The 21,742-nt window shown below is 71.5% G+C and carries 2 protein-coding genes; both read right to left on the reverse strand.

Annotated elements, in window-relative coordinates; translation table 11 throughout:
* Nucleotides 1-17 precede the first annotated feature (17 nt).
* Nucleotides 18-1,694 carry a ShlB/FhaC/HecB family hemolysin secretion/activation protein gene (locus K0H49_RS03965; protein WP_219209826.1) on the reverse strand — a complete coding sequence of 559 codons (1,677 nt, stop codon included), beginning with the start codon at nucleotides 1,692-1,694 and terminating at the stop codon, nucleotides 18-20.
* Nucleotides 1,691-21,709 (reverse strand): leukotoxin LktA family filamentous adhesin, encoded by a 20,019-nt coding sequence (locus tag K0H49_RS30890; RefSeq protein WP_219209827.1) that lies wholly within the window; start codon nucleotides 21,707-21,709, stop codon nucleotides 1,691-1,693. Before K0H49_RS30890 ends, K0H49_RS03965 begins: the two co-directional genes overlap by 4 nt.
* Nucleotides 21,710-21,742 lie beyond the last annotated feature (33 nt).

The raw sequence follows: 21,742 nt of genomic DNA on the forward strand, positions 1-21,742 counted from the left end.
CCTCTCCCCGACGGCGTCTACAGCAGGCTCGAGATCAGCTGCACCGTCACCTGGTAGTTGCGATGGGTCTGCGGCACGTCGTCCAGGCCGTAGCCCAGCGTCATGCGCAGGCTGGTGCGCTTGCCGATGGCGGCGTTCAGGCCCCAGCCGATGCCGGTGAGCTTCTCGCTCGGCGCCAGCAGCGAGGCCGGCGGGCGGTAGGGCGAGGTGCGGCCGTGGTCGACGAAGAAGAAGCCGGTGGCGGCGACAGTCTGCGAGCCCAGCGTGGTGTTGACTAGCGGATGGTGCAGCTCGACGTTGAGCGCATAGCCTTCATCGCCCGAGAACGCGCCCACCGGGTAGCCGCGCACGCTGCCCTCGCCGCCCAGGAAGAACTGCTCGCCCGAAGGCAGGTTCTTGTCGCGCGCCCACTGGCCACCCAGGCTGGTGCGCAGCGAGAAGCCCGGTGTCAGGCCCTGGTTGTAGCGCACCGAGGCGCGGTCGACCTGGTACTTGATGCGCTCGAACAGCACCGTGGCGTCGGTCCAGTACTTGATGTAGCTGGCGGTCACCGAACTGGTGTCTGCGGCCCACTGCCACTCCATGCCCAGGCTGCGGTCCTTGCTGTCGGTGCGCTGCAGGAACACGTCGTCGATGTAGTTGCTGCTGATGCGCCGCTTGGTGCCCGCCACCACGTCCCACTGCGAGCTGGCGTCGATCCACACCGGCTGGCGCAGCGACAGCACGTGCGCGCGCGAGTTGCCGGTGATGTTGAGACTCGACAGCGCGCCGTACTTGATGGCCGTGCGGTCCTCGTAGAAGCCCAGGCTGAGCCGGCCGCCGTAGCGGTTGATGGGTATCGCGTAGCTGGCGGCGCGGCTGTCCTGGCCGCGGGCGCGCGTGTACGACAGCGAGACCTCGTCGCGCCAGCCCAGCAGGCTGCGGTTTCGGTACGACAGGCCGGCGCGCCATTCGCCGGTGAGCTTGCTGCCCATGTTGTCGACCGTGGCCAGCAGCTCGTGCTTGGGCGGCTCGATCACGGCCACGCGCAGGTCGGTGGTGCCGAAGCTCTCGCCGGGCAGCAGGTCGGCCTGCAGCCGCACGTCGTTGGTGCGGTTGAACCAGACCAGGCCCTGCTCAAGCTTGTCGAGATCGACCAGCTGGCCGGCCTGCAGGCCCAGGCGCGGCGTGATGAATTCGGCGCTGGTCGAGGCGTTGCCCTCGATCACGACCTTGCCCACGCGGCCCTCGACCAGGCGCACCTCGATCACGCCCGCGGTCACGTCCTGCTGCGGAATCGTGGCCAGCGCGGTGACCACGCCCTTCTCCTTGTAGAGCGCGTTCACGCGGTCGGCCAGCTGCTGCAGCTCGGCCAGCGTGACCTGCCGGCCGCGGTAGTCGGCGGCGATGGCCTCCAGCGCGGGCGCGGCCAGGATCTCCGACGGCGAAAAGCGGATCTCCTTGACCGCCACGCGCACGCCGCTGCCGGTGAGCGGCGCGGCGGCGGTCGGCGCGGCCGGCCGGATCAGCGGCTGCGCGGGCTGCTGCAGTTCGCGCTCGGCCTCGCGCCGGCGCTGCTCCGACTCGATCTGGCGCTGCTGCAGCGCGCCCGCATCGGCGGCCGGGGGCAGCACCAGGGGCGGGACAGGCACGGACTGGGCGGCGGCCTGGAAAAAGGCCAGGGCCGCCAGGGCCGTGACGGAAAAACGAATCATCGTGTGCACTCCGGAACAAGGTTCTTGCTGCAGTCGCCGTCCAGCTTCACCGGCACGCCCGAATAGCGCACCGGCCGGAGGTCCTGCCCCTCGGTGCCCTGGCGGGCCTCGAGCGTGGGGTCGCCCCCGGTCCGCGCCACCGACAGCGCCAGCTCGCTGAACTCGACCGCGCTGCGGTTCAGGCCCATGTCGGCGATCTGGTCGTGCTCGGGGCTGCGGTAGATCACGAACGCGTTGGTGAACGCGTGGTTGTCGTACAGCGAGAAGCTGAAGGGCGCGCCGAAGGAGAAGATCTGCACGTCGGCACCCGGCTGGATGCTGCGGTCGTGCTGGTCGATCACCACATGGGTCTGCGGGTTGGTCACGGTCGCGCGGTCCACCACCAGCATGCTGTCGACCGACAGCGGGCCGACCGGGTTGGTGAGGGCCGCGGTGCGCGCCTTGAAGCGATCGATCGCGAAGCCGCCCTGGCCCGACAGCGCCAGCACCACGTCGCTCGCGGTGCCGCCGTTGAAGCCGGTGACCGTGCCCTTCACGGGCTTGGCGCCGCCGTAGACGTTGGCGTTCACGCGGTCGCCGGCCAGGTCGAACAGCGAGACCACGTTGAGGCGGTCGGCCGCCACGCGGCCCGGTGCGCGCATCACGACCGCATCGGCCGTGAGCGTGCCGGCCGTGGCGTTGCCGCCGGTCGACGACAGCGTGAAGGTGCCGCCGGCCGAGCCTTCGCGCACGTCCACGTCGTTGCGTGCCTCGAGCGTGAAGTCGCGGCCCGCCTTGACGCGCTCGACCGCCACTTGGCCCTGCGGCGCGCTGAGCACGCCGTCGAGCGCCGCATCGAGCGTGCCGATGCGCAGGTTGCCGGTGCGCGCCTTCGCGATCACGCTGCCCTGGGTGCTGGCGAGCGTGCCGGCCGTCAGGTGGCGGCCGGCGTCCAGCACGATGTCGCGCTGCGCGCTTGCGGTGCCGATCGTCAGGTCGCGTCCCGTCGTGGCCTGGATGCCGCCGCCGGTGCTGGCCAGGGTCGTGGCCTGCAGGTCGCGGCCCGCGGCCAGCACGATGTCGCCACCGGCCGTCGCGCGGTTCACGCCGATGTCCTGCGCCGCCACGATGCCGATGCGGCCGCCGGCCGTGGTGGCGTCGGCCTGCACCGCGCCTGCCGTGGCGGTCATGTCCACGTTGCCACCGGCTTGCGTGGTGCCCGCGACCCCATCGCCGGCGTTGGCCGTGAACGTCACGTTGCCGACCGTGCTGGTGGTGCGGCCCGTGCGCAGGTCGCCGGTGGCGGCGCTCGCGCGGATGTCGCCGGCCAGGCTGGACAGCGTGGTGGCCGCCAGGTCGCGGCCCGCGGCCAAGGCGATGTCGCCGCCGGCCGCTGCCGTGGTCAGCGCGATGTCGCGCGCGGCCGTGGCCTCGATGCGCCCGCCCGCCGTGGTGGCGTCGGCCTGCACCGAGCCCGCGCTGGCGATCAGCGCGACATGGCCGCCGGCCTGCGTACTGCCCGCGGCCACGTCGCCCGCATCGGCCACCAGCGTCACATTGCCGGCCGTGCTGGTGGTGCGGCCCGTGCGCACGTCGCCGGTGGCGGCGCGGGCGCGGATGTCGCCCGCGGTGCTGGCCAGCGTGCCGGCCGTCAGTGCGCGGCCTGCGGCCAACGCGATGTCGCCGCCAGCCTTGGCCGTGCCCAGTGCGATGTCCTGCGCGGCCGTGATGTCGATGCGCCCGCCGGCCGTGGTGTCGGTGGCCTGCACCGAGCCCGCGGTGGCGACCAGCGCCACCTTGCCGCCGGCCTGCGTGGCGCCGGCCGTGACCCGGCCCAGGTCGGACTGCAGCCGCACATCGCCGAAGGCGACGGTGCGACCGGCATCGATGTCGCCGCCGGTGGACACCAGCGTCACGCCGCCCAGCGTGCTCTCGACCACGGTGGTGGCGATGTGGCCCGTGGCCGTCAGCGTCGCGTTGTCGACGCTGGTGAGCTGGCCCACCACCACGTCGCCGCTCACCGCGAAGTCGGCGCTGCCGCCGGCCTTGGCGTCAAGGTGGCGCAGGCGCATCTCCAGCGCGTTGCCCTTGCCGATGTCGCCACCGGCCTCGATCGTCACGCCGGCCGCGGGTGCGGCGTCGGCCACGATGTCCAGCCGCGTGTCGCCGCCGTCGCGCACGTCGCCGCCGGCCTTGATGCGCACCGCGTCGGCCGTGCCGTTGCCGGTGGAGATGCCGGTGATGATGGCGTCGGTCAGCGTGTCGATGCGCACCGTGCCCACGTCGCCGCGCAGCGTGGCGCCGTCGGCCATCGTCAGTTCGCCGGCCGACAGCTTGAGGTTCGAAGCCGTCGAGCGCACCGACGACGTGGCGGCCATGGCCAGCGTCAGCCCCGCGCTCAGGTCGACCGCGCCGGCCGCCTGCACTGCGCCGTAGAGGCGCAGGTCCACGTCGCCCGACAGGCTGGCGCCGCCGCCGGCCGTGACGTCGCCGAAGTTCAGGTAGCGACCGCGCGGGCCGTTCAGGTGGATGTCTTGCGCGGCCTGGGCCGTGATGCGGCCGGTGGTGCCGGTCACGCCCACGTCCAGCGCGCCCGCGCCGGCTGCGCCGATGTTGCCGTTGCGCGCGGTCAGGTCGATGTTGCTGGCCAGCACGTTGAGCCCGTTGTCGCCGATCGCGTCCAGGATCGAACCCTCGGCCATGAGCTTGGCGGTCTGGCGCGAGAACACGGTGTCGAGGTTGAGGTCGCCCTCCTCCTCGATCTCGATGTTGTCCGAGGCGCGCGCAGTCAGCGTGGCACCGTCGCGCAGCTTGAGGCGCAGCGGCTGCGACTGGCCCGCGTTCACGCCGTCGCCCGGCACGTAGCCGATGCCGCCGTAGGCCGCCTCGAGCACCAGGTTGCCGGTCTGCAGCGGGCCCGACGTCGGCAGCGCGTTGGTGATCGAGCCGCGCACCTTGATGCGCGTCTCGCCCGTCACGTCGATGCTGCCCAGGCGCGCGCTGCCCATCGAGGCCAGGAAGGCCGAGCCGATGTCGGTGCCGGCCACCGGCGCGGCCGTGACCGAGGCGTTGAAGGCATCGAGCGCGCTGAAGTTCACCGGCGCGCGGCGCAGCACCGTGATGGCGCTGTCGGTCACCACGATGTCGGAGCGTTCGGCCGAGGCCAGCGCCACCTTCATCTCGTCGGTCAGGTTGCGCGGATCGATGTTGGTCGGCACCACCACCGCGCCCTGGGTCTCGCCGATGGCGATGCCCGCCTGCAGCGTCACGTTGCGGCCCGACACGTTGGCGCTCTTGACCACCGGGTTGGTGTTGGTCACGTCCTTGAGCAGGCCGGCGCTGATCGAAATGCCCAGCTCGCGGTCGGTCCACGAGGACTTGGCCAGGATCGCGTCGCGCTCGGCGGTGCTGGCCTGGTAGCGGAAGCCACTGTCGTAGCTGGCGCTGAAGCCGCCCACCTTCTCGTTGAGCGCGTGGTAGCTGGCGGTGCGCTCGGTCTCGAACGCAGCGATGGCCGCGGCGCTCTGCTGCGGCGTCTGGCCGGCCACGGTCAGGCCCTGGCGCTCGGCCGCCGAGGCCTGGTACTTGAAGGCCGGGTCGTAGGCGCTGGCGTCGGGCTGCGTGCTGCGGATCTGCCAGTACAGCTTGTATTCCTGCGTCAGTCCCTGCTCGAAGGACTTCATCGCCTGCGCCTGGTTGGCCTTGTTCTCGTCCGTGCCGGCGCGCAGGCCCGAGGCGTCCCAGAAGGCCAGCAGTTCGTTCCAGGTGCGGGTGTCGACCGACTCGATCGGGTTGTTGTCGATGATCCGGCCCGGCGTCTTGAGCAGCACGTCGCCTCCGGTGGACACCACCGTGTCGACCAGCAGGTGGCCGGCGGTGTTGCCCGACCAGGCCTGCGTCTCGATGCCGATGTCGCCCTGGGCCGAAGCCCTGAGGCCGAACAGCCCGCGCTTGGAAATGTCGTCGCTGTAGCCGACGTTGACCTTGAGCGGTGCGGCGATGCCGCCGATGGCGCCGTTCTGCGACGTCAGGTCGACCCGGTCGCCCTGGATCAGCGATGTCGCGCCGTTGGCCGCCACGATGCTGCCGTCGGAGCGCAGCGTGACGCGTCCCTTGCCGTCGAGTGCGCTGCCGCCGGCCGTGACGCGGCCCACGTTCAGCGCGCCCACGGTCTGCTCGACGTTGACGTTGCCCTGCGCGGCTGCCGCATCGAGTTTTCCGCCATTGACCGCCACCGCGATCGCCTTCGCCGGGTCGTTGCCCAGCGCACCGCCCACGTTGCCGGTGGCGTTGAGCACGACGTTCTTGCCGGTCACCAGCGCCGTGTCGTTGAGCTGCACGATCGAGCGGTCGGCCGTCGACCCGCCCGCCACGCCGCTGCCGGCGTTGACCGTGGTCGTGCCGCTGCTGTTGCGGATCTCGCCCTTGAGCAGCACGTCGGCGGCCGAGTTGACCGTGACCGTGCCCGTGTTGGCGCCGTGGAATTCGATGTTGATCTTGTTGTCGGCCGTGAGCGTCTTGGTCGTGATGGTCGTGGTCGGCGTGGTCTCGGTGAACTTCTGGTGGTAGTTGCCCGCGATGCACAGCGTCCACCAGTTGCAGGTCGACCACTCGTCAGTCTTGACCCACAGCGAATCGCCGGTCTTGTGGGTCTCGGCGTTCTGGGTGTACGGGGTCCCGGTCTTGCTCTTGTCGGTGTACAGGTAGGTGCCGTTGTCCAGCCGGTAGCTGTCGAGGATGAAGGGGCCGGACTGGCTGACCACCTCGCCGGTCGGGCCGGTGCGCAGGCTGGACGAGCCGAAGAACTGCGCGCCCTTGTAGTGCCAGTAGCTGATGGTCGAGTTGTCGGTGCCGGTGGTCCAGGCGTAGCGCAGGCCGGTCTGCGGCGCATAGGTGGTCGCACGGCCGTCGGTGCCGGCCAGCACGTTGGTGTCGGCCTGGCCGTTGACCGTGAGCACGCCGTTCTCGCGCTTGTACACCGTGTGCGTCGACACCAGCTGGCTGCCGTTGCCGATGCTCTGGATGTCGGTGATGTCGATGATTCCGGCGATGCCGCGGCCGGTGCCGGTGCTGTCCTTGCCGGTGTCGAGCTTGTTGATCACCACCGACAGGCCGGTCGGGTTGTTGACCACGATCTGGCCGTAGCCGTCGAGCGCGCGCAGCGTGCCCGAACCGTTGGTCGAGGTGTTCATGATCTGGCCGTACACCTGGATGTAGCCGCCGCTGACCTGCGTGCCGTCGAGCTCGAAGCGGTTGTTCACCACGTCGTAGCTCGCGCCGATGTTGCCGTAGTCCGACACCAGCTGGTACAGCCCGCCGGACACGGCCGTGCGCGTGGCCCAGTCAGCGGTGTGGCGATCGGCCTTGGCGAAGTCCATGCCGACCTCGAGCCGCTTCTGCAGCGCGTCGTAGGTCACGACGCCCGCCGCCACCGTGTAGGTGGTGTAGCGCAGCGCGTCCTTGGTCGCGCCGGTGGCGTTGTTGTAGGCCGTGACGGCGTTGTCCAGCGAGGTCTGCGACAGGCCGAAGAAACTGGCCGTGCCGGTGAGCTTGGGCGCCGCAGGCAGGTCGATCTTCCAGTCCGCGATGCCGCTCTGCACCAGGCTGTTGATGTTGAGGTAGCGCGCGCTCAGGAACACGCTGCCGTTGGCCACGATGCCGCCACCCAGCGGCGTGCCGTTGTCCTTGATCGAGGCCGGGTCGCCGCCCACGTGGAAGAAGTTGTCCACGTAGCTCTGCACGAAGTCGCCGTTGTCGGCCTTGATGTCCACCGTGCCGGCGCGGATGCTGCCGTTCGACAGGATGCTGCCCGCGGCGCTCTTCACCGTGACCGAGCCGCGCAGGTTGCTGATATCGCCCGCCAGCTCGATGTTCGGCGCCGGTGCCAGCACGGTGGCGCCGGCCGCGGTCGCGTCGTAGGTGCTGGTGATGTTGATCGAGGGCTTGGGCGCCGCGCTGGTGTCGCGCGTGAGCACCTGCAGCGCGCTCGCGCCCGTGCCGGTGCTGTTGATGGCATTGATGTCTGCGCCCGAATGCACCAGCACGCCGTTGAAGCGCACCGTGCCGCCGTCGTCGCTGTTCACCGTCAGGTTCTTCACCTTGAGGAAGTTCGGTGTGTTGTTGACGATGTCGATCTGCGCATCGCCCGGTGCGTTGAGCTGGCCCTTGCCTTCGAGCACGTCGCCCGAGGTGCGGATGTTGCCCAGCTTGACCGTGATGTCGTTGACCGTGATGAAGTCCGCGATCGGCCCGTTGGCCGGGGTGGTCGACTGCTGGCCCAGCGTGCTGTTGAGCTGCACCAGGTTGGTGGCGGCGCTGGTCTTCTGGCCGATCGAGGTGTCGAGCGCGGTGGCGGTCTGGCTCACCACCTGCACATAGCCGGTGGTGGCGTTGGCGAACTTGCCGGCCTCGGAGTCGATGGTGACCGCGGCGCTGGCGATGCCGTTGCGCGCCGCGTCCGCATTGCTGCGCGCGGTGTTGATCGCCGTCACCACGCCGTCCTGGCTGCCGTCGCTCTTCTTGAAGTCGTTGGCCAGCTTCGCCTGGTTGGCACTGATGGTGGTGTTGTTGTTGGCGATCTTGCTCGAGGCGGCATCGATGGCCGCGCTCTGCGTCGACACGCTGGTCAGCAGCGTCTTGATCTCGCCGGCCCGGGACAGGATGCTGGCCTGGCGGGTGTCGATCTCGGCCTGCTTGGCCATGTAGGCGGCCGAGCCGTAGGCCAGGGCCTGCATGTCGCTGCGCAGGCCCCCGATCTCGCCCAGCAACCCGTCGATGACGGTGTTCTTCTGCGCGATGGTCGTCAGCGCGTTCGTGTTCAGCGTGCGGTTCTGCTGGATCGCCGCCAGCTGCGTCGCGTTGTCGCTGATCAGCGCCTGCGTCGCCACGTAGGTGGTGTTGCCGGCGCTGAAGTTCGCCAGCGACTTGAGCTGGGTGTCGATGCCGGCGTTGGCCGTGGCCAGCGTGCCGGTGTCGGTGACGATGCTGCCGACGCTGGTGCCGATCTGGTTGGCCGAGCCGATCGCCGCGGTCGTCGTGGCCTGGATCAGCTGGCCGCTGCCGGTCGCCTTGCCGGTCTCGCTCATCAGCTGCATCTGGTACTGCTTGATCTGCGTCTCGGCGATCTGGCGCGGGCTCGGGTTGCTCCACTGGCCCGGATTGATCACCGGTTGGCCGGTGGCAGGGTCGAGCGTGATCGTGCCGTCGGCGTTGCCCTTGGCCAGGCCGAGCTCGACCAGCTTGAACATCAGGAAGTTGATCTCCGCCTGGTAGGCGCCGCGCGCAACCTCGTCCGACGCGTACTGCGACATCAGGCTGCGCAGCTTCATGATGCGCTCCTGGATGTCGGCGCCGATGCCCTTGCCCAGCTCGACCGAGTAGGTCACGCCCTTGCTGGCGGTCGACTTCATGCGCCACAGCACCCGCTGGCCGACCTGCACGTACTTGTTCTCGTCGGTCGTCATGTTGCCGTCCTTGTCCACGAACTGGCCCAGGTCGTTGGTCTGGAAGACCTTGGCATACACCGGTGCCGAGACCGGATTGCCCGCCGCGTCGATGAGTTCGATCTCGAAGGTCAGCGAGGCGCGGCGGTTGATGCCGGTCATGGCGATGCCGTCGACATGCACCACGGCGCTGCCGGTCGAACTCGTCGAGCCGCCGATCACGTCGAAGGACACGTCGCCGCCGCCGAACAGGTTGCTGATGCCGCTCGCGATGGCGGCCAGCGCCTCGCGATAGAGGTCCTTGCCGATGCCCTTGGCATTGACGCTGACGATGCCCTTGTCGGCATACAGCGCGATGTCCTCGGCCGACTCGACCTTGCTGCCGGTGGCCAGGCTCACGCGCGCATTGCTGTTCACGTTGGCCTGCGCGTCGGGATCGGTGGTGATCGGGATCGCGGTCTTGTTCCAGAGGTTGACCGTCGCGTTCGCGTCGATGCGCGTGCGCGTGCCGTCGTAGCCCTGGCCGCCCGAAAGCATCACCGAGCCGTCGTCGGCGCGCAGCAGCGCGTTGGTGCCGACGATGGCCTGGTTGTTGCCGTTGTAGACCGCGTAGGCGCGGCCCGAGGGCGCGCCCGCCAGGCCGTAGACGTTGGCCTGGGCCCGTGCGTCGAGCGCCACGGTGGCGTGCGCGCCGGCATTGATGTCGCCGTTGTCGCTGGTCACGCTCGCCCCGTCGCCGAAGGACACGGTGGCATCGGCGCGGTTCACGTTCACGTTCGAGACCGAACGCGCCACCGAGATCAGGCCGCCCGAATCGAGCCGCACCTTGTCGCGCGCCACGATGTCGTTGAAGGCGTCCATGTCCAGGCGCGCGACGCCGGCCGAAGGCAGCAGCGCATGCACCTTGGCGCCGGCGCCGATCGCGGCGGTGGTGATGTGCGAGATGTCGGTCTGGCTCGAGGCCGCGGGCAGGTCGATCACGCCGCCCGAACCCGAGTCGACGTTGAAGCCTGCTGTGTCGCCGTTGCTCGAACCGATCCAGTCCTTGCGGCTGCTGTTGCTCGCGGTGATCTTGATCTCGTTGGCCGAGACCACGCCGTTGTCGCCGATCGCGGCCGTGACCGTGCTGTTCACCGTGTTCACCGCCTTGGCGCCGCTCGCGCCCACCACCGAGGCGTTGACGCTGTTGACGGTGGCGTTGAAGTCGGTGGTGTGGCGCGCATCGAGCGAGAACTTCTTCGCCGCGATGCGGTGCGAGCCGTCGCCGCTGCCGGTCGTGGCCTGCGTGAGGCTGGTGCCGGCGGTGGTGGCGGTCGCGGCCGAGCCCGCGATCAGGCCGCCGCTGCCCGAGGTGGCGTTGGCGCGGTTGGTGTCGGTGCCGTCGGCGCTGAGCGCGACCTGCGTCATCAGCGTGGTGTTGGCGACCGGGGCCGCGACCTGGACGTTGTCGCCCAGCGCGGCCTGCGTCACCGTGTTCGAGGTGGCGCGCGCGTCGTTGAAGCCCGCCGCCACGATGCCGCCCGCGAAGCCCGAGGCATCGGCCTGCTGGCGCGTGTTGTTGAGCGCGTTCACCGCGGCCGTGCCGGTCAGCGTGAGCGTGCTGCCGTCGCCCACGCGGCTGTTGACGCGGCTGTCGGTGTCGGCATGGGCCGCGGTCGCCGTGAGGCCGGCGAACAGCGCGCCCGAGGCGCCGGTGGCGTTGGCCGACACATCGGGCCCGCTGCCCGCGAGCTGCTGCGCGGCCGAGACCGTGAGGTTGCGGCCACTCAGCTGCGTGCCGCTGCCCAGGTAGGCATCGACGCGCGAGACCGCCTCGGCCGTGGCCACCGCGGCGCCCGCGGCGGCCGTGAAGCTCAGGTTCACGCCCAGCGATTCGGCCTGCGCGCGGGTCTTGCCCGTGGCCGCGATGCGCGCGTCCTCGGACAGGCGGATGTCGCCGCCGCTGACGAAGGCGCTGACTTCGGGCGTGGCCTTGGCCGTCGCGACCGAGCCGCTCAGCGCCAGGCCCAGGCCGGCCGCCGCCGCCACCGCATGGCTCTGGGCCTGCACGTCGGATGCCGCCTCGACCGTCAACGCGCGCACCGCGTCGCCCGTGGCTGCCCCGATCTGCGCACCGCTGCCGATCGACGCACTCGTCGAGCCGTCGATGACGCTGCTGGCGATCGATGCGCCGGCCACGTAGGCCCCGACGCTCGCGCCATAGGCTTCGGCGTTGAGCGAACGCGTGTCGGTGGCGTTCACCAGCACCTCGTCGGCCTTGTGGATGGTCAGGTTGTTGCCGATGGCCGCGCGGGTCACGCTGTTGTCGGCCAGGCTCGCGTAGGCCGCATTGAGCGCGATCACGCCGCCGGTGCCCGCGAAGCCCAGGGCCTGCGCCTTCTCGGCCAGCGAGGCCGCCACCCGCAGGTCGCCGCCCGCGCTGACCGTCACGTTGTTGCCCACCAGCGCCCGGTTGGCGAGCTGGAAGTTGCCGATGCCCACGCCGGCGCCGAGGCCCAGCGCGCCGACCGACACCGCGCCGGTCTTCATGCCGAAGTCCAGCGTGCCGTGCGCGCTCACGCCCACGTCGCGGCCGGCCACGAGCACCGCGCCGTCGCCCACCTGCGCCGCGTTGCCCGAGGGCTGCGGCGCGCTCAGCGAACTGGAGATGCTCACGGCCGAGCGCTTGCTCTGCGCGGTGGCCGCGATGTCGCGGGTGCGCGCGTCGTCCGATACGGCCAGCATGCGACCCACCGTGTCGTCGCTGGCCTGCGCATCGGCTTCCTGGTTCACGTTGCGCGGGTTGCCCGCGTGCGAGAGCTGGTCGGTCGCGTCCTGGCTCAGCGCCTCGCCGATGCCGTAGACCGCGATGCCGCCGGCCAGGCCCACCAGGCCGCCCGCGCCGCTGACCACCGTGGTCGTGTAGTCCTGGCGGCTCAGCGCGTTGACGCCGATGTCGCGCGCGGCATTCACCTTCGCGTTGCTGCCGATCGAGGCCGTGGTGCGGTTGTTCACCGTGCCCACGTCCACCGCGCCAGCCAGCGCGCCGGCGCCCAGCGCCAGCGAGCCGGTGACCACCTGCGAGCGCAGCTGATTGCGCGCGCTGACGTTCACGTCCTGCGCGGCGTTGGCGCCGGCGTTGACCTGGTTGATCTTCGCGCCGTTGCCGATCGAGGCCTGGGTGTCCGAGCGCACCGACTCGACCGAGATCGCGCCCGAGATGCCCGCATAGAGCCCGGCCGCGCCGCTCGCGACCACGGTGAACAGGTCTTCCGAAGACGTGGCCTGCACCTGCACGCCACGCGCATCGGCGATGGTCGCGTCTTCGTCGCGGCCGCTGAAGGCCGTCATGTCGTTGCCCGTGCCGTTGCCCAGCGCATTCACCGTCACGCCGTCGCCGATGCCGGCCTGGGTGGTCTTGGTGAGGCTGCTCACGCCCACGGCCGCGCCCACGCCGGCCGCGCCGATGCCGGCCGCTGCGGCGCCCGCGACCATGTTGGTCTGGGTGTCGTCGCGTGCCGCCACGCGCACGTTGCCGCCGGCGTCGATGCGGGTCGTGCCCGCGCCCACCAGCGCCTGCGTGGTGTTGGCGACGGACACCACCGCCACCGAGCCCGCCACCGCGACCGTGCCCGCCGCCGACAGGCCCACGCCCATGTCGAGCACCTGGGTCTGGGCCTCGGCCAGCACCTGCACGTCGCGCGCGGCCTGGACCTGCGCGCCCGAGGCGATGGCCGCCTGCGTGGTGTTCTTGCTCACGAACACGTCGGCGCCCGCACCCACGGCCACAGCACCCGCGCCCGAGGCCGCACCGGCCAGGCCCAGGTGGAACTGCTCGTTGCCGGCCGCGACGCGCACCGATTGCGCGGCGTCGGCCACGTCGGCCGTCTGATTGATCTTGGCGCCTTCAGCGATCTGCGCGCGCGTATCGGTGTCCACGGTGGACACGTTGGCGCCCAGCGTGATCGCCGCGGCGCCCGCGCCCGCGCCCGTGACCGCATAGGCCTTGACGCTGTCGCTGTTGGTGGCCGTCACGCCCAGGCCCTGCAGGGCCTCGGTGCGCGCGGTGGCGGTGCGCTGCTGCGTGAGCGCCTTGAAGGCGTCGCGCCCGCCGATGCCGTTGCCCTGGGCGTCGGTCGGCGCCAGGCCGCCCTTGGTCACGCGGCCGTCGCCGGTGATCGCGCCGCCGTAGGCGATGTCGTAGTGGCCGGTGGCCGCCTGCAGCGCCGTGCCGTAGCCCAGCGCCTGCACGTTGGCGTTCTCGCCGATGCGCGCCAGCGTGGTCTTGTCGAGCACCACCACGCCGGCCGCCGCGCCCACCGCGGCCGAGCCGCCGGCCGCCGCGCTGCCCGCGATCAGGTCGACGGCGGTGCGGCCGTCGGCCGCCACCAGCGCGTTGCCGCGCGCGCGCAGCGTGGCGCCGTCGCCGACGCGCGCCTCGGTGTCGGTCTTGAGCGTGAAGACCGCGGCCGAGCCGGCCAGGCCGGCCGAACCGCCGGCGCCGAAGCCGATGCTGCTCAGGCGCAGGTCTTCCTGCGAATTGGCCTTGACCGTGAGGTTCTGGCCGGCCTCGACCCAGGCGTTGCCGCCGATCCAGGCCTGCGTGGTCTTCGACAGCACGCCCACGTCGCCCGCGGCACCGCCGCCGACCGAGCCGCCGCCGCCCGCGCCCGCCACCACGTCGAACACCGTGGTGTCGTCGCTCGCGGACACGGCCACGCTCTGCTGGCCGGGCGTCGCGCCCTTGTTGAGCTGCACGCCGTCGCCCAGGTAGGCCTGGGTCTGCGCGTTGAGCACGTTGACGATGGCCGATCCGCCCACTGCGACCGAGCCCGCGCCCGCGGCGCCGACGGCGAAGGTCTTGAGGTCTTCCGATGCCGCGGCCGCGACGCGGGCCGCCCCGTCGACGCGGGCCTGCACGCCCTTGCCGACGAAGGCACGGGTCTCGTTCTCGATGGTGTGCACGGCCGCGGCCACGCCCACGCCGACCGAGCCGCCCACCGCCACGCCGCTCACGATGTCGAACACCGACAGCGCGTTCTTCGCATCGAGCGAGAGATTGCCGCCGGTCTGCAGCCGGGTCGCGGCCGAGTCGGCGACGTACGCCTGCGCCGTGTTCTTGGTGGTCAGCACGTTGGCCACGCCGGCCACGGCCACGTTGCCGCCGGCCGCGCCGCTGAAGCCGATCAGGTTCACGTCCTGCAGGTTCGTTGCGCCCAGGCGGATGCCGCCCGCGCCGTTCACCTCGGCCCCGGTACCGATGTAGGCGCTGGTGTCGTTGTGGCTCGAGACCACCGCGCTCGACACGCCCACGCCGACCTTGCCGGCCAGCGCCGCCGCCGCGGCCAGCGAGGTGGCGCCGGTGTCGTTGAGGCTGGTCAGCGCGACCTCGCCGGTGGTGCGCACCTTGGCGCCGTTGCCGATCGCGACCTCGGTGGTGTCGGTGAACACGTTGACCGCGAAGGCGCCGGCCACCGAGACGTTGTCGCCGGCCGCGCCGGACACGGCTTCGGTGTAGTAGTTGGTGCCGCCGATCAGCGGGCCGCTGGTGAGGCGGTCGGGCAGGTTCTTGATGTCGTCCACGCCCGCGACCTGCAGCGACACGCCGGGCGTGCTGACCTTCAGGTTCTGCGCGTTGAGCGACAGGCTGGCCGCATCGACCTGCGCGTTGTCGCCCAGCGTGGCCTTGTACTGGTTGTTCGAGACCACGGTGGCCACCGAGGCGCCCACGCCCACGGTGCCGGCCTTGGCCGCGGCCCAGGCCTTGGCGCCGAGCAGGCTGGTGTTGGTCGCGTCGAGCCGGATGTTGCCGGCCTGGTCGATGCGCGCGTTGGCGCCGATCGAGGCCAGCGTCTGCGCGTTCGACACCGCGACCGCGAAGGCCCCGGCCACGCCGACCTTGCTGGCGCCGGCGCCGGCCACGCCCTCGGCCGCGAGCTTGCGGGCGAAGGCGGGCGAGGTGTTCTGCGTCGAGGCGGCGGTGACCGACAGGTCGCCCACCTTGGTGATGTGCGTGTTGTCGGCCAGCGAAGCCACGGTGCTGTTGTTGGCGATGCTGATGCCCACGCCGACGGCCACGCCGACCTGCGTCTTGGCATCGACCGCATCGCCCGCGCCACGCGCGCTGAAGTTGCTGTCGTTGTTCGCGGCCACGCTCATGACGCCGCCCGCGGCCAGGGTGCGGCCGCCGGTCACGGCCGCCTGCACGTCGTCGTCGAGCACGTTCACGCCCACGGCCGCCGCGATCGCGACCTTGCCGCCGCCCTGCGTGCCCTGGTTGGTCTGGCCGTTCTGGTTGTTGGCGAGCGTCTTGCTGCTGGTCGCGCTGTCGGCCTGCGCCTTGTTGTCGTCGTAGGTCTTCGAAGCCTGCGAGCCGCCGGCACTGGCCGTGGCGTCGGCCGTGTAGGCGCGCGTGGCGCTGGCCGACAGGCCCAGCTTGCCGCCGGCCGACAGGTCGCGGTCGAGCACGGCCTGCGTCGTGCTGTTGCTGGTGATCACGCCCGCGGCCGCGCCGATCGCGGCGGTGCCGGACTTGGCCTCGCCCTTGGCGGTGGCGGTGTGGGTGCCGCTGCTGGTGGCCTGCAGCGCCACGTCGCCGCTGGCCGCAATGCCCGCGCCGGACTGGATCAGCGCCTGCGTGCTCTGCTTGAGCGTGGTCACGGCCACGGCCGCGTCGAAGGCCAGCTTGCCGCCGGCCGCGCCCGAGGTGGCCTGGGTGTCGCTGTCGACGGCCGTGGTGGCCGCGACGTCGAGGTCGCGCGCGCCCGTCAGGCCCGCGTTGGTGCCCAGGCGCGCCACCGCGGCCGCATCGATCAGGTTGAGGGCCACCGAGACGCCCACGCCCACGCTGCCGCCCGAGGCGCCGCCGGTGGTGGTCGGCAGGGCCTGCGCCACGGCCTTCACGCGGTCTTCGGCCGTGAGCGACACGTCGCCGCCGCCGGCCTGCAGCGTGGCGCGCTCGCCCACCAGCGCCTGGCTCGAGGTGTTGGCGAGGTTGAGCGCCAGCGAGGCGGCGATGCCGACCTTGCTGCCGCCCGCGCCCGACTCGGCCTTGGCCTCGATGTCGTGCTGGCGGTCGCCGGCCACGTCGGTCATGGTCGCGCCGACCGCGATGCCCTGGGCACGCACCGTCGCGTCGTTGCCGATGCCGGCCAGCGTGGCCGACTTCACCTGGTTGACCGAGGCCGCCGCGCCGATGCCCACCTGCGCGGTCTTGCCGACCGCCGTGCCGTCGGACTTCGCGCTGGCGTCGGTGTGGCCGCTGGCGGCCAGTTCGAAGGCGCCGGTGGTCGACACGGTGCGGTTCGCGGCCACCGAGGCCGTGGTGTTCGCGTCGATCACGTTGACCGCCACCGCGGCCGCCACCGACACCTTGCCTTCGCTCGACGCCGCCGAGGCCTTGCCGCCGGCCGCGTTGCCCGTGGCCGTCTGCTGCTTCGCGCTGCCGACATTGGCCTGGGTCTGCTGGGTCTTGCCGTAGGCGAGCTGGTTGTCGACCTTGTCGTCGACCGTGGCGTCCTCGACCTTCTTGCCGTCGGCACCGGTCTTGCCGGCTTCGTCGTCGGACTTGCCGCCCTTGGAGCTCGCGGTGGCCGTGGTCGTGTGCCGGGACGAGGCCGTGGCCTTGAAGCGCACGTCGCCGGTCGCGCCGAGGATGTCGCGCTCGGTGGTGGCGCTGGTCAGGTCGTTGACCAGCGCGATGCCGACCGCCGCGCCGATCGCGGCGCTCTCGCCCACGGCGCTGCCTTTGGACGAAGTGGTTGTGACGTTGCTTTGCGTGGCCGAAACGGTGACTGCGCCCGTGCCCTGCAGCGCCGCACCCGTGCCCAGGCGCGCGCTGGTGGTGTTGTTGAGCATCGCCAGTGCGAGCGCGGGCGTGATCGCCACGCCGCCGGCCGAGCCGGCTTCGGCTTCGGTCGCGGCCTTGTGCGCGGCCTTGGCGTCCAGCGACACCGCGCCGCTGCCCGCCAGCGTGGCGCCGTCGGCGATCTCGGCCGTGCTCTGGTTGCCCGTGATGTTCGCCGCCACCGAGGCGCCGATGCCCACCTTGCCGCCGCTCGCGCCCTTGTCTACCGGCACGGCCTTGGCCGTGATGTCGGTGTTGTTCTCGGCCGAAAGCGCCACCGCGCCCGTGCCCGCATTGACGACCGCGCCGCTGCGCACCAGCGCCTCGCTGCGCGTGTCGATCAGGTTCAATGCCAGCGAGCCGGCGATGCCGACCTTGCTGCCGCCCGCACCCGAGGCGGCCTGCGCCAGCACGGTGTGCGTGGTGTCGCCGGCCACGTCGGTCATGGTCGCGCCGATGGCGACGCCATTGGCCTGGACGTTGGCGTTGCTGCCGACGGCCGCCACCGTGTTCGTGTGCACCTGGTTGAGCGACACGGCCGCGCCGATGCCCACCTGCGCGCCATTGCCCACGGCCGCGCCGTCGGACTTGGCGCTGGCGTCGGTGTTGCCGCTCGCGGCCAGCGCGAACGCGCCCGTGGTCGACACGGTGCGGCCGTCGGCCACCGAGGCCGTGGTGTTCGCATCGACGATGTTGACCGCCGCGGCCGCCGCCACCGACACCTTGCCTTCGCTGGTGCCGGCCGAGGCCTTGCCACCGGCCGCGTTGCCCGTGGCCGCCTGCTGCTTGGTGCTGCCCACGCCGTTCTTGGTCTGCTGGGTCTTGCCGAAGGCCAATTGGTTGTCGACCTTGTCGTCGACCGTGGCGTCTTCCTGCTTCTTGCCGTCGGCACCGGTCTTGCCGGCCTGGTCGTCGGACTTGCCGCCCTTGGAACTGGCGGTGGCCGAGGTCGTGTGGCCCGACGATCCCGTGGCCTTGAAGCCCACGTCGCCGGTGGCGCCGAGGATGTCGCGTTCGGTGGTGGCGCTCGTCAGGTCGTTGACCAAGGCCAGCGCCACGGCCGCGCCGATCGATGCGGTCTCGCCCGCCGCACTGCCCTTGGCGGTGGTGACGGTGGCGTTCGACTGCGTGGCCGACAGCGACACGCCGCCCGCGCCCTGCAGCGCCGCACCCGTGCCCAGGCGCGCGCTGGTGGTGTTGTTGAGCAGCGCCAGCGCCAGTGCGGGCGTGATCGCCACGCCGCCCGACGCGCCGGCCTCGGCCGTGGTCGTGGCCTTGTGCGCGGCCTTGGCGTCCAGCGACACCGCGCCGCTGCCGTTCAGCGTCGCGCCGTCCTCGATCTCGGCCGTGCTCTGGTTGCCGGTGATGTTCACCGCCACCGACGCACCGATGCCCACCTTGCCGCCGCTCGCGCCCTTGTCCACCGGTGCGGCCTTGGCCGTGATGTCGGTGTTGTTCTCGGCCGCCAGCGCCACCGCGCCCGTGCCCGCATCGACGTTGGCGCCGCTGCGCACCGCGGCATCGCTGCGCGTGTCGACCAGGTTCAGCGCCAGCGAACCGGCGATGCCGACCTTGCTGCCACCCGCGCCCGAAGCCGCCTCGGTCTGCACGGTGTGGGTGGTGTCGCCCGCCACGTCGGTCATGCCGGCGGACAGCGAGAGCCCGTTGGAGCGGACCACGGCGCTGCCGCCGACGATCGCGTCGGCCACCGAAGCCACCTTGTTGACCGACACCGCGGCACCGATGCCGACCTGCGTCGTGCTGCCTTCGGTCTTGCCGTCGGCGTCGGCCTTGGGCAGCGCGCTGCCGTCGCTCACGACCTTGGCGTCGGTGTTGTTCGAGGCGGCGAGCGTCAGGGCGCCCGCCGACGTCACATCGACCGGCACGTCGGCGCGCGCGGTCGAATTCTGCAGGTTGACGCCGACGGCCGCGGCCACCGAGATCTTGCCTTCGCTGGTGCTGGCCGAGCCCTGGCCGTCCTTCTGCGCCTGCACGGCGTTGCCGGTGGAAGCCTGCTGCTTGCTGTCGCCCACCTTGTTGGCCGACTGCTTGTTCTTGCCCAGCGCGAGCTGCTTGCCGATCTTGTCGTCGACGCTCGCGTCCTCACCGCCACCGGCGGCGCCGGCATCGTCGGCTTTGTGGCCGCCGCTCGCGCTGGCCGTGGCCGACACCTCGCTCGCGGACGCACCCTGGGCCTTGAACGTGACCTGGCCCTTGCCGGCGCCCGAGGCACCGTTCGCGACGATCGCCCGCGCGGTCGTGGCTTCCACCAGGTCGTCGACCAGCGCCACCGCCACGGCCGCGCCGATCGCGGCCTTGCCGCCGACCGCACTGCCCTTGGCCGTGGTCTGGGTCGTGGCCGATTGCGCAGCGTTCAGCAGCAGGTCGCCGCCGAGCGTCAGCGGCAGCTTGCTGCTCGTGCCCAGGCTGGCCTGCGTGCTGTTATTGGCGATCGAGACCGCGACCGAGGGCGTGATCGAGATGCCGCCTTCCGAGCCGGCTTCGGCTTCGGTCGTCACCGCATGCGTGCCGCCCGCGTCGAGCGTCACGTCGCGTGCGCCCTGCAGTTGGGCGCCATCGGCCAGCTGGGCCAGCGTGCGCGTGCCCACCACGTTGACCGCCACCGAAGCGCCGATGCCGACCTTGTCGCCGCTCGCCCCGCCCGCTGCGGGCGTGGCCTTGGCCGTGCTCGCGCTGGCGTTGCGTGCCGTCAGCGCCACGTCGGCGGCCGCACCGGTGAGCGTGACGTTGGCACCGCCGCGCAATGCGGCGGTGGTGGCACTGTCGATGGCGTTCACGGCCAGCGCGCCGGCCACGCCGACGTTGCTCGCGCCCGCGCCGGACACCGCTGTGGTGGTGAAGCTGTTGACCGGCGCGGCCGCAGCCATCGAAGCGCTGGCGGACACGCTGCCGGCCTGCAGCGTCTGCGCGATCGCGGCCTCGTTGCTCAGCTGCGCGAGGTTGATGGCCACCGCGGCGGCCACGCCGGTGGCGCTGTTCGTGGCGCTGCTGTCGGCACCGACCACCACGGTGTTGCCTTCTTCGCTGCGCAGTCCGACCGCGCCCGTGACCTTGGCGGCCTGGCCCGAGGCCAGCAGCGCCTGCGTGTGGCTGCTCAGGTCGCTCACTGCGACCGCGCCCGCGACCTTGATGCCCTCGCCCGGCGCGCTGTCGGCGGTGCTGGCGTTGTCCTTGTACTTGGCCAGCGTCTGGCTGCCCTGGCTGCTGCCGCTGTCGTCCTTCTCGGCACCCTGGCTCGCGGCCTTGGCCGTGACCGTTGCGGTGTTGCGCGAGGCGGCCGACAGGTCGAGCGCGCCCGCGGTGATGGCGGCCTGGCCGTCGATCACGGCCGAAGTCGTGCTGTCGATCAGGCTCACGGCCACCGCCGCGCCCGCGGCGTTGTTGCCGGCGGCCGCCGCATCGGCCACCGAGGTGGTGCTGACGGTGTTGACGGCCGCGAGGCCCAGCTTGCCGGTCACGGCCGCGGTGGTGGTGTCGGTCACGCGCACCTGGGCCAGGCTGGTCACATCGGACACCGCCACGGCCGCATCGCCGGCCTTGTTGGCCAGCGCCGAGGTGGGCGTGGCGTTGGTGCTCACGGCGGTGGTGGCGCCCAGCAGCGCATCGCCGCCGACCGTGAGCTGGCTGCTGCCGCCCACGTTCACCGTGGCGCGCGCATCCACGCGCTGCACGCTGGCCGCGATCGGCGTGGTGAAGGTGGCGGTGTTGACCGTGGTCGTCGCCTGCGCCGTGAGGTTCTCGACCGTGCGCAGCTGGCTGCCCTGGATGTCGATGGTGGCCGCGGCCTCGGCCTTGGAGAGGCCGCTGGTCACGGCCAGCGAGGCGTCATTCAGCGTCGAGCTGGCCGACAGCTCGATGCTGGTCGCGAGCATCTGCGCGCCGTCGAGGTTGATCGCCGCCTTGCCGCCCTGGGTCTGCGTGGCGATGATCCGGATCCGGCCTTCCTGCTCGACGATGCCCGTGGCCACCGACAGCCCGTTGGCATTGACCACGTCGCTGAAGTCGGGCGCCGTGCCCAGGAAGCGCGCGCCGCTGTAGATCGCGCCGCGCACGTTGATCGCGCCGGCGCTCAACAGCACGCCGTTGATCGCGTTGACGCGCCCCAGGATCGAGACCGTGCCGTCGGCGTTGAGCGGCGCGGTGCCGTTGAGCAGCTGCTGCACGTAGTTGGCGTTGGGGCCGTTGGCGCCGAAGAAGCCCTGCACGAAGGCCGCGGTGGGCGTGCTCACGTTGAGCGAGCCCACGTTGACCACGCCGCCCGCGCCCACCACCAGCCCGTAGGGGTTGGCGAACCAGACGTTGCCGCCGATGCGGCCGTCCTTGATGCCGTTGAGCACGCCGTTGATGTCGGTGCGCGCGTCGCGCACGATGTTGATCAGGTTGGTCGCGCCCGTGGGCACATGCAGGTTGGCGATGTTGCCCGCGTCCACGCTGAAGCGGCTGAAGGAGTTGAAGGCGTTGCCGCCGTTGACCGTGGTGGTCGTGATGTTGACGGCGTTGACCGAGGGCTGGCTCAACTGGGTGTTGGTGCGACCGTCGATCACGATCTTGTCCAGCGGCCCCGCCATGGCCGGCGGCATCACGCCGGCCGCGGTGCCCAGCGTGGCGGCCAGCAGGGCCGCCAGGCGCTTGCGGCCGATGCCGCCCTTGCTGCGGCCCTTGGCGTTTTCCGCCACCGCCACCCACATGCTCAGCGCCTCGTTCCAGACAATACGGTAGACGCGGTTCATCGACGAGTGGCTGTGCATGGGGATGTCTCCAGGAGGGCACGACCGACGGAC

This window comes from Variovorax boronicumulans (assembly GCF_019352895.1).
GTDB lineage: Bacteria > Pseudomonadota > Gammaproteobacteria > Burkholderiales > Burkholderiaceae_C > Variovorax > Variovorax boronicumulans_A.